18 protein-coding genes are annotated in these 21,125 nt (G+C 41.8%); 11 read left to right on the top strand and 7 right to left on the bottom strand.

The genetic code is table 11. From position 1 onward, the window contains the following. Nucleotides 1-90: 90 nt before the first annotated feature. Nucleotides 91-1,467 carry an L-serine ammonia-lyase gene (locus H5181_RS12170; RefSeq protein WP_182751150.1) on the bottom strand — a complete coding sequence of 459 codons (1,377 nt, stop codon included), beginning with the start codon at nucleotides 1,465-1,467 and terminating at the stop codon, nucleotides 91-93. A gap of 233 nt (nucleotides 1,468-1,700) precedes the next feature. Between H5181_RS12170 and nagZ the strand changes: the two genes are divergently transcribed. Then, nucleotides 1,701-2,726 (top strand): beta-N-acetylhexosaminidase, encoded by a 1,026-nt coding sequence (gene nagZ / locus H5181_RS12165; RefSeq protein ID WP_182751149.1) that lies wholly within the window; start codon nucleotides 1,701-1,703, stop codon nucleotides 2,724-2,726. A gap of 137 nt (nucleotides 2,727-2,863) precedes the next feature. On the opposite strand, the gene H5181_RS12160 is transcribed toward nagZ, so the two are convergent. The 3 genes from H5181_RS12160 to H5181_RS12150 are packed head-to-tail and all read right to left on the bottom strand — an operon-like array spanning nucleotide 2,864 to nucleotide 8,036. Then, nucleotides 2,864-3,856, bottom strand: coding sequence for a peptidoglycan binding protein CsiV (locus tag H5181_RS12160; protein WP_182751148.1), 993 nt, complete (start codon nucleotides 3,854-3,856; stop codon nucleotides 2,864-2,866). Then, nucleotides 3,846-7,382, bottom strand: a complete 3,537-nt coding sequence (gene mfd / locus H5181_RS12155; RefSeq protein ID WP_182751147.1) for a transcription-repair coupling factor — start codon at nucleotides 7,380-7,382, stop codon at nucleotides 3,846-3,848. Before mfd ends, H5181_RS12160 begins: the two co-directional genes overlap by 11 nt. Nucleotides 7,383-7,436: 54 nt before the next feature. Further along, on the bottom strand, nucleotides 7,437-8,036 hold the full coding sequence (locus H5181_RS12150; RefSeq protein WP_011637852.1) for a hypothetical protein: 600 nt from the start codon (nucleotides 8,034-8,036) through the stop codon (nucleotides 7,437-7,439). Between the two features lie 157 nt (nucleotides 8,037-8,193). Between H5181_RS12150 and H5181_RS12145 the strand changes: the two genes are divergently transcribed. From H5181_RS12145 to H5181_RS12125, 5 genes are read left to right on the top strand one after another with little or no spacing between them, the layout of a single operon-like run. Next, nucleotides 8,194-9,438 (top strand): lipoprotein-releasing ABC transporter permease subunit, encoded by a 1,245-nt coding sequence (locus tag H5181_RS12145; protein WP_182751146.1) that lies wholly within the window; start codon nucleotides 8,194-8,196, stop codon nucleotides 9,436-9,438. Nucleotides 9,439-9,446: 8 nt separating this feature from the next. Continuing rightward, complete coding sequence (lolD, locus tag H5181_RS12140) at nucleotides 9,447-10,151, top strand: lipoprotein-releasing ABC transporter ATP-binding protein LolD (RefSeq protein WP_182751169.1); 705 nt, start codon at nucleotides 9,447-9,449, stop codon at nucleotides 10,149-10,151. Beyond that, entirely contained in the window at nucleotides 10,148-11,389 is a 1,242-nt protein-coding gene (locus H5181_RS12135; RefSeq protein WP_182751145.1) for a lipoprotein-releasing ABC transporter permease subunit, read from the top strand. The genes lolD and H5181_RS12135 overlap by 4 nt, the downstream gene beginning before the upstream one ends. 23 nt (nucleotides 11,390-11,412) lie before the next feature. Further along, nucleotides 11,413-11,994: a GNAT family N-acetyltransferase gene (locus H5181_RS12130; protein WP_182751144.1), complete on the top strand. Its 582-nt coding sequence runs from the start codon at nucleotides 11,413-11,415 to the stop codon at nucleotides 11,992-11,994. A 14-nt stretch (nucleotides 11,995-12,008) separates the two neighbouring features. Continuing rightward, nucleotides 12,009-12,251 carry a DUF3624 domain-containing protein gene (locus H5181_RS12125; RefSeq protein WP_082707380.1) on the top strand — a complete coding sequence of 81 codons (243 nt, stop codon included), beginning with the start codon at nucleotides 12,009-12,011 and terminating at the stop codon, nucleotides 12,249-12,251. A 201-nt stretch (nucleotides 12,252-12,452) separates the two neighbouring features. On the opposite strand, the gene H5181_RS12120 is transcribed toward H5181_RS12125, so the two are convergent. Beyond that, nucleotides 12,453-12,740, bottom strand: coding sequence for a siderophore-interacting protein (locus H5181_RS12120; RefSeq protein ID WP_259397042.1), 288 nt, complete (start codon nucleotides 12,738-12,740; stop codon nucleotides 12,453-12,455). Nucleotides 12,741-12,832: 92 nt separating this feature from the next. Continuing rightward, entirely contained in the window at nucleotides 12,833-13,339 is a 507-nt protein-coding gene (locus H5181_RS12115) for a DUF2062 domain-containing protein (RefSeq protein WP_182751142.1), read from the bottom strand. Nucleotides 13,340-13,370: 31 nt separating this feature from the next. On the opposite strand from H5181_RS12115, the gene H5181_RS12110 reads away from it, so the two are divergent. From H5181_RS12110 to H5181_RS12090, 5 genes are all read left to right on the top strand, one after another. Further along, nucleotides 13,371-15,860, top strand: a complete 2,490-nt coding sequence (locus H5181_RS12110) for a DNA internalization-related competence protein ComEC/Rec2 (protein WP_310734284.1) — start codon at nucleotides 13,371-13,373, stop codon at nucleotides 15,858-15,860. Between the two features lie 37 nt (nucleotides 15,861-15,897). Then, nucleotides 15,898-17,700, top strand: a complete 1,803-nt coding sequence (msbA, locus tag H5181_RS12105; RefSeq protein ID WP_182751140.1) for a lipid A export permease/ATP-binding protein MsbA — start codon at nucleotides 15,898-15,900, stop codon at nucleotides 17,698-17,700. A 16-nt stretch (nucleotides 17,701-17,716) separates the two neighbouring features. Then, nucleotides 17,717-18,724, top strand: a complete 1,008-nt coding sequence (gene lpxK, locus H5181_RS12100) for a tetraacyldisaccharide 4'-kinase (protein WP_182751139.1) — start codon at nucleotides 17,717-17,719, stop codon at nucleotides 18,722-18,724. Further along, nucleotides 18,714-18,890, top strand: coding sequence for a Trm112 family protein (locus H5181_RS12095; RefSeq protein WP_011637840.1), 177 nt, complete (start codon nucleotides 18,714-18,716; stop codon nucleotides 18,888-18,890). Before lpxK ends, H5181_RS12095 begins: the two co-directional genes overlap by 11 nt. A 410-nt stretch (nucleotides 18,891-19,300) precedes the next feature. Continuing rightward, entirely contained in the window at nucleotides 19,301-20,032 is a 732-nt protein-coding gene (locus H5181_RS12090) for a lipopolysaccharide kinase InaA family protein (RefSeq protein ID WP_182751138.1), read from the top strand. A 115-nt stretch (nucleotides 20,033-20,147) separates the two neighbouring features. Here the strand turns inward: H5181_RS12090 and H5181_RS12085 are convergent, their stop codons facing one another. Continuing rightward, the gene (locus tag H5181_RS12085; protein WP_182751137.1) at nucleotides 20,148-21,032 is read right to left on the bottom strand and encodes an MBL fold metallo-hydrolase; all 885 of its coding nucleotides are present in this window, start codon (nucleotides 21,030-21,032) and stop codon (nucleotides 20,148-20,150) included. Nucleotides 21,033-21,125: the final 93 nt, after the last annotated feature.

Raw genomic sequence — 21,125 nt, 5'->3', positions numbered from 1 at the left:
CAGATTAACAACCCGTTGAAGGCATACAAAAATGCCTGTTAGGTTCACTAACAGGCATTTAGAATTGAGCAGATTAAATGAATACGTTAATTAACATTCGACGATGTTCACCGCAAGACCACCTTTTGCGGTTTCTTTGTATTTACTGCGCATGTCTCTACCGGTTTCCATCATCGTTTTAATGACTTTATCCAATGACACTTTGTGATTACCATCACCGCGAAGTGCCATGCGTGAAGCATTAATCGCTTTTACTGCACCCATAGCATTACGTTCAATACAGGGCACTTGTACTAGGCCGCCAACTGGATCGCAGGTTAAACCTAAGTTATGTTCCATGCCAATTTCAGCGGCATTCTCAACCTGTTCTACGGTTCCGCCCATAATTTCAGTTAACGCACCAGCGGCCATTGAACAGGCTACGCCCACTTCGCCTTGGCAACCCACTTCAGCGCCAGAAATCGAGGCATTTTTCTTGTACAAAATACCAATGGCAGCAGCGGTTAACAGATAGCGGCTGCACACATCGATATCGACTTCTTGCACAAACATATCGTAGTAACACAATACTGCCGGGATAATCCCTGCGGCGCCGTTTGTTGGGGCCGTTACAACGCGATCGCCTGCTGCATTTTGTTCATTAACCGATAAAGCAAATAAATCAACCCAGTCCATAGCGGTCAATGGGTCTGTGTTATTTCTCCCTTCCGCTTTTAAGCGGCGGTAGAGCGCTGGGGCACGTCGGCGTAATTTTAAACCGCCTGGCAATATGCCTTCCTTTTGATAACCGCGTTCAACGCAGTTTTTCATGGTTTGCCAAATTTTCCACAAACCTTGTTTGATCTCATCTTCACTGGCAATGCTAAGCTCATTGGCCATCATTAATGATGAAATGCTTAAGCCGTTGTCGCAGCACAATTGCAGTAATTGCAGTGCACTGTTGAAGTCATAAGGTGCTTGTTCAATTGGCGTTGCTGGAGAAGCATTACGTTGAGTTATTTCATCTTCATCAAGAATAAACCCACCACCAACCGAATAATAGGTACGCTGGTATATGCATTCGCCTTTAGATAATGCGTATAAGGTCATGGCATTAGCATGTGCCGGCAAGGTTTTGCGTCTATGGTAAGTTACCCCAGACTCGCGAGTAAATTTAACCTGACGTCCGTCTGCTAAAGTGAGTTTTTGAGTCGTAGACACTGCGTCTAAAATGGCATCAATCCCATCGGTATCTACGGTTTCTGGGTCTTCACCCATTAGCCCTAAAATGACCGCTTTACCGGTACCATGGCCTTTGCCTGTTTGACCTAAAGAACCAAATAATTCTGTTTGTAACTCGTCAGTATCCGCTAATAAATTATTATCAGCGACATGCTGTATAAAAATTTTACCTGCCTTCATAGGACCCACTGTATGTGAGCTAGATGGACCGATACCAATTTTGAACATGTCAAATACACTAATCATGTTGTTTAACCCTTGCTGAGTCGTTTATTGTTTTCATTATAAGTGAGTATAATCGTCAAAAGTAATGTTGGCGGTTTATCTCCTATTCTTGGTAGAGTATCCCACACATTAATCAATGACTGTTCATTAGATTTTTTGATGCATTATTCTCACATTAGCCTGCCTTATACTTGATGCATAATGTGACTTGATTAACCTGACGTGATAGTCAGCTTTATAGATAAGGGAAAGATTTGAGCTATTTAATGATGGATCTTGCAGGTTTAACTGTATCTGCAACAGAAACTGCGCAATTACAGCATCCGCAGGTAGGTGGCATTATATTGTTTAGCCGCAACTGTGAAAATAAAAATCAATTAATTGAATTGGTTAAAAGTGTTCGCAGTATTCGCCCTGAATTATTAATTGCGGTAGATCATGAAGGTGGCCGAGTTCAACGTTTTCGTGAAGGTTTTAGTTTAATACCTGCCATGGGTGATATTTTACCTACTGCTAAAGGCGATTTAACATTAGCTAAACAATGGGCGAAAGAGTGCGGATTTTTAATGGCTGTTGAGCTGTTAGCGTGTGATATCGATTTAAGTTTTGCACCTGTCTTAGACGTAAATGGTATAAGTGAAGTGATTGGTAAGCGCAGTTTTAGTGCGGTTCCTGATGAAGTCAGTGCATTAGCACAGCAGTTCATCATTGGCATGAGTGAGGCCGGTATGGCTGCGGTAGGAAAACATTTTCCTGGCCATGGCAGTGTTGCTGCCGATTCACATATTGCCATGCCAGTTGATCCAAGGACTAAAGAGCAAGTGGAAGCTTTTGATATGCAGCCATTTAAGCACTTGATAGGTTCTCAGCAGCTACAAGGCGTGATGCCAGCGCATGTGGTTTATTCAAATATTGACCCTAATCCCGCAGGCTTTTCATCTTACTGGCTACAAACTATTTTACGTCAACAATTAGGTTTTGATGGGGTGATTTTTTCTGACGATTTAGGCATGAAGGGAGCCAGCTTTGCAGGTAACTACCTTGGCCGTGCTAAGGCGGCGTTAGATGCTGGCTGTGATATGATTTTGGTCTGTAATGATCCTGTTGGCGTTAATGCTTTATTAACCGAGTTTGATTGGCCGGCTGCAGAGCCTACACATACCGCATTATCGCTAAAAGGTAATACTTCACAATCCTTGCTGGCTCTTGAACAGCAAACACGTTGGCAAGCTGCTCAGCAATTGGCGATGGACATCACTCGCATTGTTCAATCGTTGTAAATTGTTTAAATAACCACAGCTCGAGTTAAGGGATGTATTAATTCTCCAGAGTTGAGGTTATCGAGTAAATGAGCTAGGCCATTAAGCAAAAAACCGGATCAATTGATCCGGTTTTTTAGTATTAAGCTATCGAGCTGTTAACCAGTATAAGGTACTGGTTGGCTAGTGGTAGCACGCTCGGTTAAATCAATTGGTTTAACATTAGTAGGTTGGGCCATTTTACGAATTTGCATCACGACACCCAGCTGCGGGTGATCAAAGTAGTGGATCTCACCACTTCGCACACGGCGATTCTGAATAAGTGGGATGCTTTCTAAATAAGGTGCTAGTTGCTTTTTACCTTCAATGTCTAGAGCCGCATATTCATTAAACTCTAAAGGACTTGATTCAAGCATTTTTTGAGTCGGTTTACGCAAAGCCAGATTATTTTCAATATACAAGTAATGGCTAAGATAAATGTTTATCGAGCCATCTAACTCCCATACAGGGCCTATTTTTGGCGCTTCATAAAAGTTACCTAAAGCACCAAATTCTGTGCTTGGCATGGCTTCTGTTTGAGTTGGCTTTTTGACAGCTAAACCATGATATTCAAAGCTTTTTGAAAAATCCTTTCCGCCGAATATTCGCACAGGCTTAGCGCGTCTGCGCGACTGCATATTTTGTTGCCAGGTTAAATGCACTAGGCTTTTAACATAAGGTTCGCGGCTAATGGTTCTCATTAAGTCATTAAATTTACCCTGGCTTTGAGCCAGCAGTAATGGACCTTGACCTAAATAAGCGGTTTGCGGCTTGTTGGCTCCGATATTAAACGGAACCTCGCTTGGATGAGCCGCGATACTGTTACTGACTTTTGGGTCATTACAGTTACTTGAGCCATTAGTCCAGTCGGTTGTAGTACAACCATTTAAGCCAACGGCTACTCCGGTTATGTCGGTACTGATCACTGGAGTAATGATATCCACCGTGTCTTTACTGAGTTTGGGCGGTGTAGCATTGAGCCATTTTTCAACTGACGGTTGTTGGCGTTCAAATATAAACACTTCAACTTCAAACCATGATTCTGCATGGGCTGAAAAGCTGTGGGATAGCGCTGTGATAGCGGCGATAGAAATCGCAAGTTTACGAAGCACTATTTGTCTCCAAAATTTGATGTTTAGCGAACTGTCCAAGCAGGGTGTTGATTAACTCAAGACGCTCTTTGCTTGTCTCAGCAGGAATGTTGAACTTTAACTTATTTGGCCCGTCCATTCGATAGATTTGTGGTTGGTTTTGCAACAAACCAATAATAAACATCGGATCGACGTGATTTTCTTGACCAAATTCGACACTGCCACCTTTGGCGTGCATTTCAATTTTATGAATACCTAACGCGGTTGCTTGATGTTTATATAGAGTAATCGCCATTAAATTTCGGGTTGGCACAGGTAACATACCAAATCGGTCAATAAATTCGACTTTAAGTTCATCGAGCATGGTGTCGGTTTCGCAGTTAGCGATACGTTTATACAATGATAAGCGCATATTAACATCACTGACGTAATCTTCAGGTAATAATGCCGGAATGCGTAAATCAATTTCTGCTTTGGCACTCATCATATAGGCTAAAGAAGGCTCTTTTCCTTCTTTGAGGGCTTTTACGGCAGATTCCAGCATTTCCATGTATAAGCTAAAACCAATTTTTGAGATATGGCCGCTTTGTTCGTCACCGAGCAATTCACCCGCACCGCGAATTTCTAAATCCTGAGTGGCGAGTAAAAAACCTGCGCCAAGATCTTCTAGGGCTTCAATGGCTGCAAGACGTTTGCGGGCATCTGGGGTCATGCGTTTAGGATGTGGCGTCATCATGTAAGCATAGGCTTGATGATGCGATCGTCCAACACGGCCGCGAAGCTGGTGCAATTGTGCTAAACCAAACATATCGGCTCGGTCGATAATGATGGTATTGGCACTAGGCACATCGATACCGGTTTCGATAATGGTAGTACATACCAACACGTTAAAACGTTGGTGATAAAAGTCGGACATGACTTTTTCAAGATCGCGTTCACGCATTTGCCCATGGGCGGTTATGACGCGGGCTTCTGGCAGTAAATCGCGAATATTTTGCGCCGTTTTTTCAATGGTCTCAACATTATTATGCAGATAATACACTTGGCCACCACGCAAAATTTCACGCAAAATGGCTTCTCGTGCAGTGGCTTTGTCATATTCACGCACAAAGGTTTTTACTGCCAAACGTTTAGCCGGAGGAGTGGCGATAATTGATAAATCTCGCATACCCGACATGGCCATGTTCAATGTCCGCGGAATCGGTGTGGCGGTGAGGGTTAAAATGTCGACATTGGCACGTAATGCTTTAATTTTTTCTTTTTGACGCACACCAAAGCGGTGTTCTTCGTCGATGACTAATAACCCGAGGTTATCGAAGTTAGCTTCTGATGACAGTAATTTATGAGTGCCGATAACGATATCGACTTTACCTTCAGACAGTTGTTCAACAACACTGCTTTGTTCTTTAGCGGTTCTAAAGCGTGACATCACTTCAATAACGATAGGCCAATCAGCGAAACGGTCTTTAAAGTTTTCGTAGTGTTGCTGGGCAAGCAGGGTAGTCGGCACTAACACCACCACTTGTTTACCGGCATTCACGGCAACAAATGCTGCTCGCATGGCCACTTCTGTTTTGCCAAAACCTACGTCACCACAGACTAAGCGATCCATTGCGCGTGGTGCTTGCATGTCTTCAAGTACTGCGTGAATGGCACTTTCTTGGTCGACGGTCTCTTCAAAGGGGAAACCTTGACTGAATTGGGCGTATTCTTCTTCATCAATACTCATAGCATCGCCAGGACGAGCTTGACGACGGGCATAGACATCCAACAATTCAGCGGCCACATCACGAATACGTTCTATGGCTTTTTTCTTGGCCTTAGCCCATGTTTCGTTACCTAACTTATTGAGGTGAGTATTACCATCGCCGCTGGCATTATAGCGACTGATAAGATGCAGTGACGACACTGGCACATACAACTTGTCACCACCTGAATATTCCAGTTTTAAGTATTCTGCAACCAAACCGCCAGTATCGAGCGTTTCTAATCCTTGGTATAACGCGACACCATGCTCTAAGTGGACAATAGGTTGACCGACTTTAAGTTCAGCTAGGTTTTTAACTAAAACATCGGTGCTAACTTGCTTTTGCTTTTCGCGGCGACGTTGCTGCGAAATACGCTGACCAAACAGTTCGGTTTCACAAATGATGCTCACGGCACCTTTTGCGGTGTCGGTTAGCACACAACCTCGCGCCAAAGGTGACACGATTAAACCGATATTGTCTTTGGCTGCTAGATAGTCGTTAAGATGAGCAAACTGCTTGGGTTTAATGTCAATTTTGGCAAATAAGTCTAACAGGGCTTCACGGCGGCCTTCCGATTCGGCACTAAACACTAATTTTGGATGCTGCTGACAATACTCTTGTAACGCAATGAGTGGTTGTTTGAGTTTATGGTTAGCATTGATGTCTGGCAGTGTTTCAACGTTAGCGATGAGGGTATGCGTTGGAAGTTCAACTTCAGCTAGCGGCTCGCCGGCATTATTGGTGTCGGTGGCAATATATTGCTGTAATAATTGGGTACGAGTAAAAGATTTAAATGCCGCGAATAATTCATCATTAAGCAAGTAAAGTTCTTTTGGCGCCAATAACGGCCTTAGTGGATCAACTCGTCGGTCTTCGTAGCGAACGTTGACCTCATGTAAGTGCGCTAAGCTGGCTTTTTCAATATTGCCTAAGGTGATGAGTTGACTGTTTTGCGGTAAATAATCAAACAATGTTGCAGTGTCATCGAAAAATAACGGTAAGTAGTTTTCAATGCCAGCGGGCATTAAATTACGGCTAACGAGTTGATAAACTGATTCAGCTTCTTTTGAAATCACTTCAAAGCGACGACGATAACGTTGTCTAAAACCTTCAATAGCATTACTGTCGGTGGGAAATTCTTTTGCTGGCAGCATACGAATCGCATCGCGAGCCATGCCTGAACGCTGGGTATCAACATCAAAAAAGCGTATCGATTCGACTTCATCATCAAACAACTCTATGCGTAATGGTTGTTTTGAGCCGGTAGGGAAAATATCAATAATAGAGCCACGAATAGCAAACTCACCATGTTCATATACTTGATCGACAATATGATAACCGGTATCAGTAAGGTGTTGCCTGGCTTGCTGTAAACTGTATGTGTCGCCTTTATTAAGCACCATAACATTGGCGGTCATAAACGACTTAGGTGGTAGGCGAACCATTAAGGTATTTACTGGTACTATGACCACATTGTGCTGGCTTTGACCAATATTGGCTAAGGTTTCAAGTCGCTGCGATATCAAGTCTTGGTGCGGCGAAAAGCTATCGTAAGGCAAGGTTTCACGATCGGGGAACAAACACACATTCACATTGATATGGTTTAATAAATAACTCAGTTCGACCTCAAGCGATAACGCACTAGGCGTATCGTGAGTGACAATAATACTGGTGCCAGCATGGTTATTGATTAAATTGGCGAGGGTGATGGCTTGCGACACGCCACCCAATGTTGCCAAAGTTTGCGTTTGTTGGCCTTTTTTTACACTCGGCGGCGTGAGTACACTAAATAGGTTCATTGAAATCTTTGTCAGTTCCGTTTGCGATCAAGTCGTATTGAATGATGCGAGGCTTCAGCTACGCTGTTTATCGATATTCTGTTTACGTTTTTTGAGCATTTTTTGTTGTACATTCAAGCTTGCTTTAACTAATTGCTCAATATCATCTTCAAGTATCTGGCTAAATTCAAGCTCACAACGCCAATATGCGGTTTCGGTGGCGTCATCTGTTGATACTGGGGTGCAGCTTTGTATTTGGCACAGACACAACAATGCCACTAATTCTGTATGCAAATAGATGTGGGTCTTAACGTGTTCATTTACAACCAATGGGCGTGATGAAATGATACTAATTCCACTGCCACCAAATTGATCACCTTTAAATAACTCACCATCTTGAACTTCTTTTTCTAATACGTGTTGCAATACTAAATCGACTTTACGCGATTGTAGCTTTAAAAAGTCGACCACGGCTTTAGCATCATTGTCTAAATTGCGCAGTTGCAGTAAACAATTTGCTTCAAGACTTTTCACTTCTGTCAGTAGTTTTAACCCAACAGATTGCATGTCGCGGAGCTCATCATCTGTGGGTAAAGCTTGGTTTGCATCCCACGAAGTTAAGTACACATTAAAGTGGTGAGGCACACTAAAATAAGAATTGCTGTCAGGTATCAAGGTTTGCCTCTTTATTTATCACACTAATAGCCCTATTATCGTGCCCAACTTAATGATTTAGCAAGTCATACACGCTGGCTTGTTGTTTTCATATTCACATTTTGCCTGATTGTCTGACTTATACGCCCCAATAGGCGCACAGGATTAGTATTTTTTTATGAATTTAGGATTTTCATTTTTTATCGGCTACCGTTACTGGCGAGCCCGAAAAGCGAATGCTTTTGCCTCTTTTATTACCTTCTTTGCGGTATCGGGTATTTTTTTAGGTGTTGCAGCATTAATTGTGGTCAGTTCTGTGATGAATGGACTCGAAGGCCAGCTAAAAAATCGCATTTTAGGGGCGGTGCCGCAGATGACCCTTATCAGTGATATGGGATTTAGGGATTGGCAACAAAGTAGCCAAAGCCTGTTGGCGGATAAATATTTATTACAAAATATTCGTGGCATTGTGCCTAGTGCGACTACGCAAGCTATGATCCAATCGAGCAGTAACATTCAAGCGATACAAATGTATGGGGTTTACCCAGAGCTTGAGCAATCATTGTCGAGCATTGCGGCTCATACTTATTCAGATGCTTTTTCAACGTTACAAGCTGGCAAGTATTCAATTGTGCTCGGCACCGATCTAGCCCGCAAATTAGACGTTAAAGCGGGAGATAAGGTTAGAGTGTTAAGCGGTGACGGGGTGGTGTATTCACCAATGGGCCCGGTGCCGAGTCAACGTAAATTTACCGTTGCCGGTGTATTTGAAATGGGCTCGCAAGTCGATTCAAGTGTTGCCTATGTGCATTATGAAGATGCGCGGAAGTTAATGCGTCAAGACAGCAACAGCATTAATGAACTAAGGGTCTATTTAAAAGATCCTTTCTCTGCACCAGCTCTCGCGCCCAAAGTAGTTGCTGGCTTTGCTAAACAAAATATTGAAATCCAAACCAGCGACTGGCGCCAAGACTTTGGTCACTTATTCTCGGCCGTTAAGATGGAAAAAAACATGATGTCGTTGATGTTAAGTTTAATCGTTGCTGTTGCCGCGTTTAATATGGTGTCGGCATTGGTCATGATGGTGTTCGATAAAACCACAGATGTTGCTGTACTCAAAACACAAGGTGTCACGACATCGTCTGTGATGAGTATATTTATTGTACAGGGATTATTAAATGCTTTGTTAGGTTTAATTCTAGGGACGGTTGTCGGTATTGCTGTTACCTTGAATTTAAATGAAATTTTATCCGGTCTTGGTGTTGCTATTTTAGGTGTTGGGCAAACATTACCAGTGCAATTGTCGATAAATCAAATGAGTTATATTATTGTTGGCTCGCTATTAATTACCTTACTTGCCACTCTTTACCCTGCGCTATCGGCTGCAAGGGTTCAACCCGCAACTGCTTTGAGATACGAATAATGAGTCAAATACAAACCGCGTTATTACAAGTTAATCATGTCAGCAAGCAATATCATGATGGTGAAGTGACTACCCATGTGTTGTCTGGAGTCGATTTAACGGTTTATAAAGGCGAACAATTAGCCATAGTGGGGAGTTCTGGTTCAGGTAAAAGTACCTTGCTACACATTATGGGCACCTTAGATTCGCCAACGTCGGGTAAGGTATTACTTGATGGAGAAGACTTATATAAATTGTCTCCTGCGCGCCAAGCACAAGTGCGTAATAACGATTTAGGCTTTATTTATCAGTTCCATCATTTATTACCTGAATTTACTGCGATTGAAAACGTCGCTATGCCTGCGTTTATCCAAGGTAGAGAAAAAAAACAAGCTTTGGTTGATGCTAAAAACTTACTAGATCGTGTCGGTTTGGGGCATCGATTACATCATACTCCTGCGCAATTGTCTGGTGGCGAACGTCAACGTGTGGCGATAGCACGGGCATTAATAAACAAGCCCAAGTTAGTGTTAGCCGATGAACCAACGGGTAATTTAGATGCCAGTAGTGCAGATAATGTTTATGCGATGATCCGCGAGCTGGCTCAGCAATTTGATACTGCGTTTGTTGTTGTGACTCATGATCATAAATTAGCCGCTAAAATGGACCGTCAATTGACCATGAAAGATGGTGTGTTACAAGTAGTTGTTAATCATGCAGGGCAAGCCGAATGAGTCAGTGGTTACCATTAACAATTGGTTGGCGTTTTTTCCGTGCCAGGCAATCAAATCGTTTTATCGGTTTTATTTCATTTGCTTCAACTGCGGGTATTGCGTTAGGCGTCGGTGTATTGATTGTGTTGTTGTCGGCCATGAATGGCTTTGAAAAAGAATTGCAACAACGTTTATTGGGTGTGGCATCTCATGGTGAACTTGTTGGTGTGAATGAACCCATCGCCGACTGGCAGGTAATTGCTACAAGCGCACAAAACTTACCACAAATTACTGGTGTAGCACCGTTTATTCGTTTGCAAGGGTTAGTGCAAAAACCGAGTGGTTTTCAAGGACTGGTGGTAACGGGTATTGATATTAACCATGAAGCTGATGTGTCGAGCATTAAACAATACATGTCTACAGAGGCGTGGTTGTCATTACAGGGCGATCAAAATAATATTGTTTTAGGCCGTAGTTTATTGACTAAATTAGAGCTTAATGTCGGCGACACGTTAGCTATGTTCACCCCAGATGCCAATAACAGCCAGTTAACGTCGGCCAAAAGCCATCGGTTTGTGGTCTCTGGTGTATATGATGTAGGCGGGGAAATTGAATCAATCCAAGCTTATGCATCGATGGAGTATTTGGCCGATATGTTAACGCTAGGAACTGCGGTAAGCGGAGTACGCATTCAAGTCGCTAATGTACTTAATGCAGCGAGCATTACTCGTGATTTGGGGTTTGCCCAAGAACAATATTTATACATTAATGATTGGACTCGCTCACAAGGGCATATCTACCAAGATATTCAGTTAGTGCGTTTAGTGATGTACTTGGTATTAGCGCTGGTTATTGCTGTGGCGTGTTTTAATATTGTGTCGACACTTGTTATGGCTGTGCGTGATAAAGCCTCTGAAATTGCAATATTAATGACCATGGGGATATCTCGTGGCGCCATAATGACCATATTCATTTTACAAGGTGCGCTAAATGGTGTGATGGGGTGTACTATTGGTGGAATATTAGGGGTCACACTAGCGTATAATTTAAGTGCTGTTACCAGTGGTATTGAGCAGGTATTAAGTATTCAACTATTAGCATCGGATATTTATTTTATTGATTTCCTTCCTTCTGAATTACACTATCAAGATGTATTAGTTGTATTGTTAATGGGCGTATTCATGAGCCTTATTGCAACCATTTACCCTGCGTGGAAAGCGACTGAAATTGCGCCAGCTACTGCATTAGCGGGCAGATAAACTTTATAAAAAACGAGGTTGATATGGCCAGCAATACTAGTTTAGATTCACTAAAGTGTCCTACGTTAACCTCGGGTAGTTTAATCATCAGGCCATTTAGTCTTAGTGATTTAACGGCATTTACCGCCTATAGAGCTGATCCTAATGTTGCGCGATATCAGAGTTGGACCGATTATCACTATCAAGATGCGCTAAGCTTATTCAATTCGACCCATTACCAAGATTTTGCTAAAGCAGGGCAATGGTATCAATTAGCCATTAGTGATCAGCATGAGTTATTAATGGGCGATCTGGCGGTACATTTTATTGATGACAGCCAAGTTGAAGTTGGTTTTACGATCGCTCCTGCATTTCAAGGGCAGGGAATAGCAGCACAAGCGCTAACTCGTTTATTGCAATATTTGTTTGTAGAATTATCTCGTCATCGAGTTATTGCTCAAACAGATTGCCTCAATCTAGCCAGTGCAGCACTTTTAGAAAAATTGCTGTTTCGTCGTGAAGGTCATTTTATTAACAATGTGTTTTTTAAAGGCGCATGGGGTGACGAGTATCTGTATGCCATGTTGGCGAGCGAGTTTGATAATCAATATCCTGAGCATAAATGATAAAGAAAGCTGTAATGTCCTGTAACCAATGTTCCGACTCTGTTTTTATACAAAAAATTGGCCGTTGTAAACGTTGCATGTGGCAATTAACCTTACTGAGCATAATTGCATGGCCACTTTGGTGGTATTGTTATGCGGACACGCCTAAGACCGTTGAATCCATTGCATTACTTTTCTTTGCGGTTAGTTTCAGTGGATTACTTACACTGCATTTGGTGGTGTGGGCTTATCGCAGTCTAACGAGCCTCCGCTTGTAATCTACCGCGTCAAAAAAGTCCTTTGACCAGCTAATTGTGTTGCATTCATTGGTAGTGGACATGCTATTGACGTAACCAGAAATAAGAAACAGCGCCTTGTTTTGCCACACATATGACAAACTAAAATGATAAATAGTCGAAACGTGTGATTTTTACGACCCATCATTTAATCAGTTCTTTGCTTAACTAAACAAAACATCACTACAACGGCTGCATCTGCTTTTGTTTACCAAACGTGTCAGCATCAGTATTTCGCTTCCAGTATCCCGTAGCACTGATCGAACTTAATGGTAATTGTTGTTGCTCAAGCAAGTATAGCTTTACTAATCTCACTTGGGTGGCCTCTAAGCCGATAAAAACTTGTGTCTCAACAGGTAAATCACCAAAGTGTTCAAGTTTATCTATTAACCAAGCTATCTGTTGTTCTGCAGTGATACTGTCATTTAGTACTAACCAATGAGTTTTCAATAATGGGTGCTGGCTGAGCAGCGTTTAAATCAACACCTTTAGCCCATAGAAAAGGCCGCTACAGCGACCTTAATACGAGTACATGGTAACGTCGCCAATCAATCGAAGGCTTTCTAACCTTTACGTTTTTGCCATTTAAACAGAACTGAATAGCGCCACATGCTTTTAATGACAATAAACCCTACCAAAGCACTGATAATGGCTAGTGCTAGGCAACCAACAAGAAAAGGCGGGCCGATAGTTGATACTGAGGCTTCAATCCATGCCCAGCTTGCTTCAAACTGAAATGCTTGTGCTTTATGTCCTAGGATTTTAGTGCCTAACAAGTAGGCTCCATAAAACATAATTGGCATCGTCAGTGGATTTGTTATCCATACCAGCGCCACAGCAACTGGAAGGTTGACGTTAAACATAATGGCAAATCCTGCAGCAACAACCATTTGAAATGGCATGGGGAGCCAAGCCACAAATAGCCCAACAGCAAAGGCTCCTGGAGCTGATTTGCGATTCAATGCCCACAAATTAGGCTTGTGCAATAGTTTGCCAAACATCCGCAAATACTTATGTTCACGGAGTGTTTCTGGTTTTGGCATAAATCTTTGTATTAATTTTTTTGGCATATTTGTCGATTAATGTCTTAACTAATTCATTATGAATCGATTTATCTATGGCTTTTGCGCCTGTTCTTTATCAGCGATGTTATGGCCTTCGCTGGCACCAATATGGTGTTTGCCCATTCTATTCTTGGCTATGCTTCTTTGTCTTCGCAAAGGGCCACTTATGGCCGGCTGTTTATTCGCCGTCATTTGGCTGAGCCTGTTATTTCATTGTCTATATATGCATCAATATGTTGAAAAGTCGCAACAAATCGAGTTTAAGGCGCAGATAGTATCACTAGTTAGCCAAAACCGCGACTGGATTAGTTTTGATGTGCGCGTTATAGCAAAACCCCATCAAGACGCATTTTTTGAGACGTTGGCGCTTAATAATGTGCAGCGATATTACCGATTAACATGGCAAAAGCCAGATAAAATTGTTGTTGGCCAAATATGGCAATTTAATGCAAAAGTTAAAGGGATCTCAAGCATCCAAAATCAAGGCGGTTTTAACCAGCAAAAGTATTTTATTAGCCAGCATATTGTCGCTAAAGGTCGTGTTAAGCAAGCAGAGTTGCTTAGTCACAGTAGCTCAATGCGTCAACAAATCATGGAAATATTATCACCTTTATTGGGACAGTTTTCTCATGGCGATATTTTACACGCTTTGATTTTTGGCGATAAAAGCGCATTAACCTCTCAACGTTGGCAGCAGTTGCAACAGACCGGAGCAGGGCATTTAGTCGCGATTTCAGGTTTACATCTGTCGGTAGTTTTCGGATTGTTTTATGGCATTTTGATTGGGATAAGTCGCTATGCATTTTCATGGCAGCATTTGGGTAAAATCCAACTGGCAATGGTATTTGCTGCAGTATTTACTTTAGGTTATGGCTACTTATCGGGTTTTGCTATTGCCACTCAACGCGCATTGTTGATGCTGTTTTTATTGTTGATATTTAGTTTTATTAAACAATTTAGTCATCATTGGGATCGACTTGCTTATGCATTATTTTTTGTGTTGTTGGTTGATCCCTTTGCATCGTTAGGTGCTGGGTTGTGGTTATCTTTTGGGGCATTGGTGATTATTCTATTGTCGGTGAAACCAGACTCGGTAGATCAGCCATCTAACCTAGACCCTGTTCTCGTTAATCGAAGCATTGATGTCCCCGAGCTTACTTTGACGGACAGATGTATTGAAAAAGTTATGCTGCTGAAGGATAAAATTTTACATGGACTCGGTATTTTGTGGTCGATTCAATGGCGTTTAGCGCTGTTGCTCGGCATTTTGCAAGGGATATTATTTGGTGGCATTGCACCTCATAGCATTTGGTTGAATATGCTGCTGGTGCCTTGGTTTAGCTTGGTGGTTATTCCACTAACCCTGTTGAGTTTTTGCATTTGGTTACTGGCGTTATGGATATTGTGGGTGCTAGGCATTGATATTGCTTCATTGCAAAGTTTTAGTTTAATGATATTTCAGTGGGCTAATTTAAGTTTGGAGCCTTTTGCATGGTTATTACAGCTGAGCGATGATTTACCATTAAATCAACTGGTGCTAACCGAGAAAGAGTTAGCGGGGGGAATGTTTTTTGTTTTAGCATTGATGTTGTTGGTGCTACGCAGATACGTACCGAGTCAGCGAAAATGGAGTTATAGCGTTGTAGTGACCGTACTGATGCTGCCCATCATCATGAACAAGTTAGTGACTCATGAGATAGTGTTTTCACCAGCGTCTTCGTTAGGTGCAACACCATGGCAACTTCATGCCATCGATGTGGCTCAAGGAATGGCAGTGGTTTTACAACAAGGGCAACACGGAATTATTTACGACACTGGTGCTGCTTATGGGGAGTTCAGTTATGCTCAACGTGCAATATTGCCTTTTTTGGCCAGTAAAGGTATCCGTTATGTTGATTATATTGTTGTGAGTCATGACGATAACGATCATGCTGGTGGATTAAACGTGTTGGTCGATCGATTTCCACAGGCGGCATTAATTGCTGATTTTTCAGCGTCAGCGTTAACTGAATCATCACATAGCGTACAAACTTGTGACGGTGAATTATTGTGGCGCGGTGTACAATTGAGTTTTATCCCAAATATTTTAAGCGCCAATAGTAATGATAATAACCGTTCCTGCGTGGTTAAATTGTTTGACGGTCAGTCAACGGTGTTGTTAACCGGAGACATTGAAGCTCCACGAGAGCAAGCACTTTTGGCGGTAAATGCAGATATTAAAGCCGATATTTTATTCGTTCCGCACCACGGTAGTCGCACCTCATCTACCCCAGCCTTTATTGATAGTGTTAACCCTAAACTAGCAATTTTTACCGCTGGCTTCTCTAATCAATATGGGTTTCCTAAACCAGATATTATGGTGAGGTATCAACAACAAGGCAGTAAAATGTTACAAACTGGCCATGTCGGCCAAATAAGCATCAACTTCACAACTGAAGGCTACAAAGTGACCACTTACCGTCAGCAAATTGCCCCATTTTGGTATAACCGTTTGTTTAGATTTGGTGAGTCACTTAAAGCAGAGTAGAATGTTATTCATGTTTGCTAGTTAAGTATTGGATTCAATGTCAGCATCACCTAAAAATGAAATGTGGGTCGTTTTCAAACGTTTGATGGCCTATGTCGTACCGATGAAAGCTATGTTTATTATGGCTGTTCTAGGTCTTATTACTTATGGCGCTGTCGATGCAGCGTTTATCGCATTTATTAAGCCGTTTATTGATGAAGGCTTCAGTCAAACGCCTGCGATAGTCGCCGGTGTCGACTTACCAACGCACGGTGGTTTTAACGCCAATAAAGACATTATGTTAATGGCCCCAATCGCGGTTATTTTAATGTTTAGCTTGCGTGGTGTGGCTAACTTCGTGTCGACCTATTGTGTGTCGTACATGAGTGCTCAGCTCATTATGGATATGCGTCAACAAGTGTTTGAGCACTACCTACGTTTACCTGTGAGTTATATTGACCGTGAAAATAGCGGTAATTTGATTTCGCGCGTTACGTTTGATACCGAGCAAATTGCTCGTGCATCAGGCAGTGCGCTAATTTCAATCGTCCGAGACAGCATGACGGCCATCGGTATGTTAGGCATTATGTTCTACTATTCGTGGAAATTGTCATTATGCATTTTGGTGATAGGCCCAATTATGGGTGTGGTTATCAGTGTAGTCAGTAAGCGCTTTCGCAAGGTTTCTAAGCAAATTCAATCTGCTATGGGCGGTGTAACCGCAACCACAGAACAGATGATTAAGGGCCATAAAAACGTATTAGTGTTTGGTGGACAAAAAACTGAGGTTGAACGCTTTTTTCAAGTTAACGATCGTAACCGCTACCAAAATATGAAACTTGCGGTTGCGCAGTCAATCAGCCAGCCGCTTATTATGGTGATTGGTTCATTCGCATTGGCGTTTGTGTTGTATGCCGCCACTTGGGATAGCATGAAAACGGATTTAACCGCTGGTACGTTCGCGGCTATTTTAGGCGCCATGTTAGCCATGCTTCAACCGATTAAAAATTTAACCCGTGTTAATGCGGAATTTCAGCGTGGTATTGCCGCTTGTACTACAGTATTTGAATTATTAGACACCCCACCAGAACCAGATAATGGTGCATTTAGTATTGATAGAGTTGAAGGTAAGTTGACCTTTGATAATGTGACATTTGCATATCCTGGCCAAGAAAAGTCTGCACTTAACGGGATTAATTTTGAAGTTAAGCCGGGTAAAACGGTTGCATTAGTAGGTCGTTCAGGTTCTGGTAAATCGACCATTGCCAGTTTGATTACTCGCTTTTATGGTAATTTATCAACCGGTGATATCCGTCTTGATGACACCAGTATTTATGATTACCAACTAAAATCACTTCGTAATCAAGTCGCTCTAGTGTCGCAACAAGTTACCTTGTTTAACGACACTATTGCCAATAACATTGCCTATGCCTACCCAGGTGAAGTGACTCGCGAACAAATAGTGCATGCCGCAGAGTTAGCCTATGCCATGGAATTTATTGATACTTTACCTGAAGGTCTTGATACCCAAGTCGGCGAAAATGGTGTGTTGCTTTCAGGCGGCCAGCGCCAACGTATTGCCATTGCTCGTGCCATGTTACGTGATGCGCCAGTATTAATTTTAGATGAAGCAACATCAGCATTGGATACTGAGTCGGAAAAAGCGATTCAAAAAGGCCTCGATAATCTTCGTCATAATCGCACCTCTATTGTGATTGCACATCGCTTATCAACCATAGAAAGCGCTGATGAAATTTTGGTTATCGATCAAGGGAAAATTGTTGAACGCGGTAATCACAGTGAGTTAATTGCCCAAGCCGGTATTTATGCGAATCTTTACCAGATGCAGTTTAGTCAATAATGATTAGGTGGTTGTGATGCAACAGCTTATTCATCGCATTTGGTATCAAGGTCATCAAGCTAAATGGTTATTACTGCCGTTATCTGGGGTATTTTGGTTAATATCCACTATTAGGCGGTTACTGTTTAGTTGTGGGTTTAAACAAGCGCAAGTATTACCCGTACCCGTAATAGTGGTGGGTAATATCACCGCGGGAGGCAGTGGTAAAACCCCGACAGTAATTTATTTAATTGAACTGTTACGCCAACACGGTTACAAGCCAGGTGTAATAAGCCGAGGTTATGGGGTTAATGTTGATGGTGTTGCTGCTGTTACTCCTAATGCAAAAGCCAGTGATGTAGGTGATGAGCCTGCAATGATAGTGGCTCGCACTCAAGTGCCTATGGTTGTCGGCGCCAAGAGAGTGAGCGCTGCGCAAACATTATTAACAGACTTTGATGTTGATGTAATTATTAGTGATGATGGCTTACAACATTATGCCTTAGGCCGCGATATCGAAATTGCTTTAGTGGATGGAGAGCGTCGTTATGGCAATCACTGCATGTTACCCGCCGGTCCTTTACGTGAAGGTTTGTGGCGGTTAAATTCAGTTGATTTTGTGATAAATAATGGCGGACCAGCTCAAAACGGTGAAGTGCTGATGGCACTAGAACCTGCACCGCTTTGTCTGGTTGACAACAATCTACAAGATAAGTTTAATCAGCAAAATAGTGTCGTTGCGATGGCTGGTATTGGTAACCCGCAACGTTTCTTTAATAGTATTAGCCAGTTAGGTTATAAAGTAGTAAAAACAGTTGAGTTCGCAGATCACCAAGCTTTTGATCAAAAGCAATTAAGTGACTTATCCGTACAGCATTCATTATTAATGACTGAAAAAGATGCGGTTAAATGTCGCGATTTTGCACAATCAAACTGGTGGTATTTACCTGTAAATGCGAAGCTTAACTCAGAATTTGATCACGCATTGTTGAGCCAATTACAGCAAGTGGCTCAAACTAAAAAAGGATTGTCTCATGGCATTTGATAAAAAATTACTCGAAATTGTGGCCTGCCCAGTATGTAAAGGAAAGCTAGATTACGACAAAGAGTCGCAACAGCTGATCTGTAAATTTGATAAGTTAGCGTATCCTATTACCGAAGGTATTCCGGTATTGTTAGAAAATCGTGCTACAGCGATAGTGACTGAATAACATATCGGTAGTGCCAAGAATGATTAAGCGCCCAAAAGGGCGCTTTTTTTTTGAGGAAAGCCATTATATTGAGCTACAACATTTTTCTTATTCAGCTATCAACAATTTGCTCTTAGTTCCGTTTATCTAATCATTTTAACCTTAGTCATTACTTATGGTCATTACTTATGGTCATTTATCGTGTGTTCTATTTAATGATGAATTGATCTGATATTCATACTGATTAACATCGATGGTAACTAAATGTATCTTTTGTGTTTTTAGTTTGTATACAAGCTATGTATGAAGTTTATATATATGGCTAATATTTTATGAAAAAGTACTAAAAACTATTGGTTTAATTGAGTTATATAAACGTTAGGAAGATAATTTAGCAATCAGTAATAGTGAGTCGATGACTAGGTTGTTTTATGACTGAGAATAATGGTTTTCAACAACATGTAGCTAAGGTTTATCGCGAACACCGTGGCGAGCGTATCGTACCTTTCGAATATCAGGGTAAGCGATATTGGTTGAAGCAAGTAGAGCATCTTGCAGGTGCGATGCGTTTATTAAAGCAAAACTCAACAGCTGCTTTACATAAAGAAATTGGTATATTAAATACGCTTAGTCATTTAGGTGCACCAGTGCCTGCGGTTGTCGATTATGGTGACGGTTACATGGTTGTCGAAGACGTTGGCAATACGATTAATTATCTGCTGGACCATACTAGCCAAGCTTTATGGCAACCCATTTTAAATGATGTCAGCGTAGCTTTAGCGAAACTGCACTCTATGCAGCTTGCTCATGGCCGTCCAGCTTTGCGTGATATCAGCTGGCAAGCCGGTGAGGTTAAATTTATTGATTTTGAGGCGAATCAACAGCATAAATCCGTTGTCTCACAACAAGTTCGAGATGTGTTGGTGTTTATCCATAGCTTATATCGCTATATTGGGCCTAATAACAGAATGATTAACCAAGCTATAGCTTGTTATCGTTTAGCTGGTGGTGAAGCGATATGGCAAAAAGCCAAACAATTTTTAGCTTCCTGGCAATGGTTATATTATTTCGCAAGACCTTTTCGGGATTTTGGCGGAAAAGATTTGAAGCCAGTGTATTGGGTATTATGGCATTTCAGGCAAGCGCCTTTAACACTGGCATAGTGGATGTTCTGTCTTTAACTACATTGGTATTTATACAAAAAAGCTTGCTTAAAACAACAAGCTTTTTTGTATGTAAGTCGACGGTGATATCGATATGCCGATATGGATTTTCTAGTTAAGATTTAGCGGCTAGGTCTTGATATAAGGTTTCAATCCATTTATCTGCCGAGATAAATTCCCAAGCCCAATTAGCATATTTTGCTGGCACGCCCTGTTTTTTGATGGTGGCTAAATCATGGCCCATTTCAATTTCACCACGCATCCAATTAATACTGTCATCAAGCATATGCTTGAATTTTAGCAGTGCATTTTTATCGGCTAACGCACCATGACCAGGTATTACCTTAGTTTTATTGTCTAAACGATCGAGGATAAGACTAACGTTTTCACGGTAGCCTGTTACAGAGCCTCCAGCAGCTAAATCAATGTATGGAAAGCGGTCTTTAAAGTATAAATCGCCCATGTGAATAATATTGGCCTTTTGCCACATGACGACACTGTCCCCATCGGTGTGGCCGGGCCCTAGATGGATAACTTCTAAAGTATCTTGATTAAAGTGAATTGAGATATTGTCTTCATAAGTGATAACGGGCAATGCTGACGCAGGAGTACTGCTATCGGCTTTGAGACGCTTGAGAACATTATGATGAGCCAAGATAGAGCCTGTTTGGCCGAAGTGGGCGTTTCCACCTGTATGGTCGCCATGGTAATGAGTGTTAACGATGTACTTAGGCAGACCAGGTTGAATGTCATTGAGTGCAGCGGTAATTTTATCGGCTAAAGGTGCAAATTGATCATCAACAATTAATATGCCGTCATCTCCTGCAGAAACCGCAATATTGCCTCCGGCCCCGATAAACATGTAAGTATTATTGTCTAGTTTTTTAGATTTAATCACCACATCGCTGAACTTATCATCAGCAATGGCTGATGTTTGAGCTAATACAAGCATAGCTAATGCACTGAGTCCGATGATGTGACGTTGAAATGTGAGTTTCATGACGCTCCCTCATTGCTGTAATAGCAATTATGTTATTGTTATTAATACTGCCTAGCGTAACAAGTTGATCACTTATGGCGCAATAATTTCTAC

Source organism: Shewanella sp. SG44-2 (genome assembly GCF_014164215.1).
In the GTDB taxonomy this organism is placed as follows: Bacteria; Pseudomonadota; Gammaproteobacteria; order Enterobacterales; family Shewanellaceae; genus Shewanella; species Shewanella frigidimarina.
This window is presented reverse-complemented; position numbering and strand designations above follow the sequence as displayed.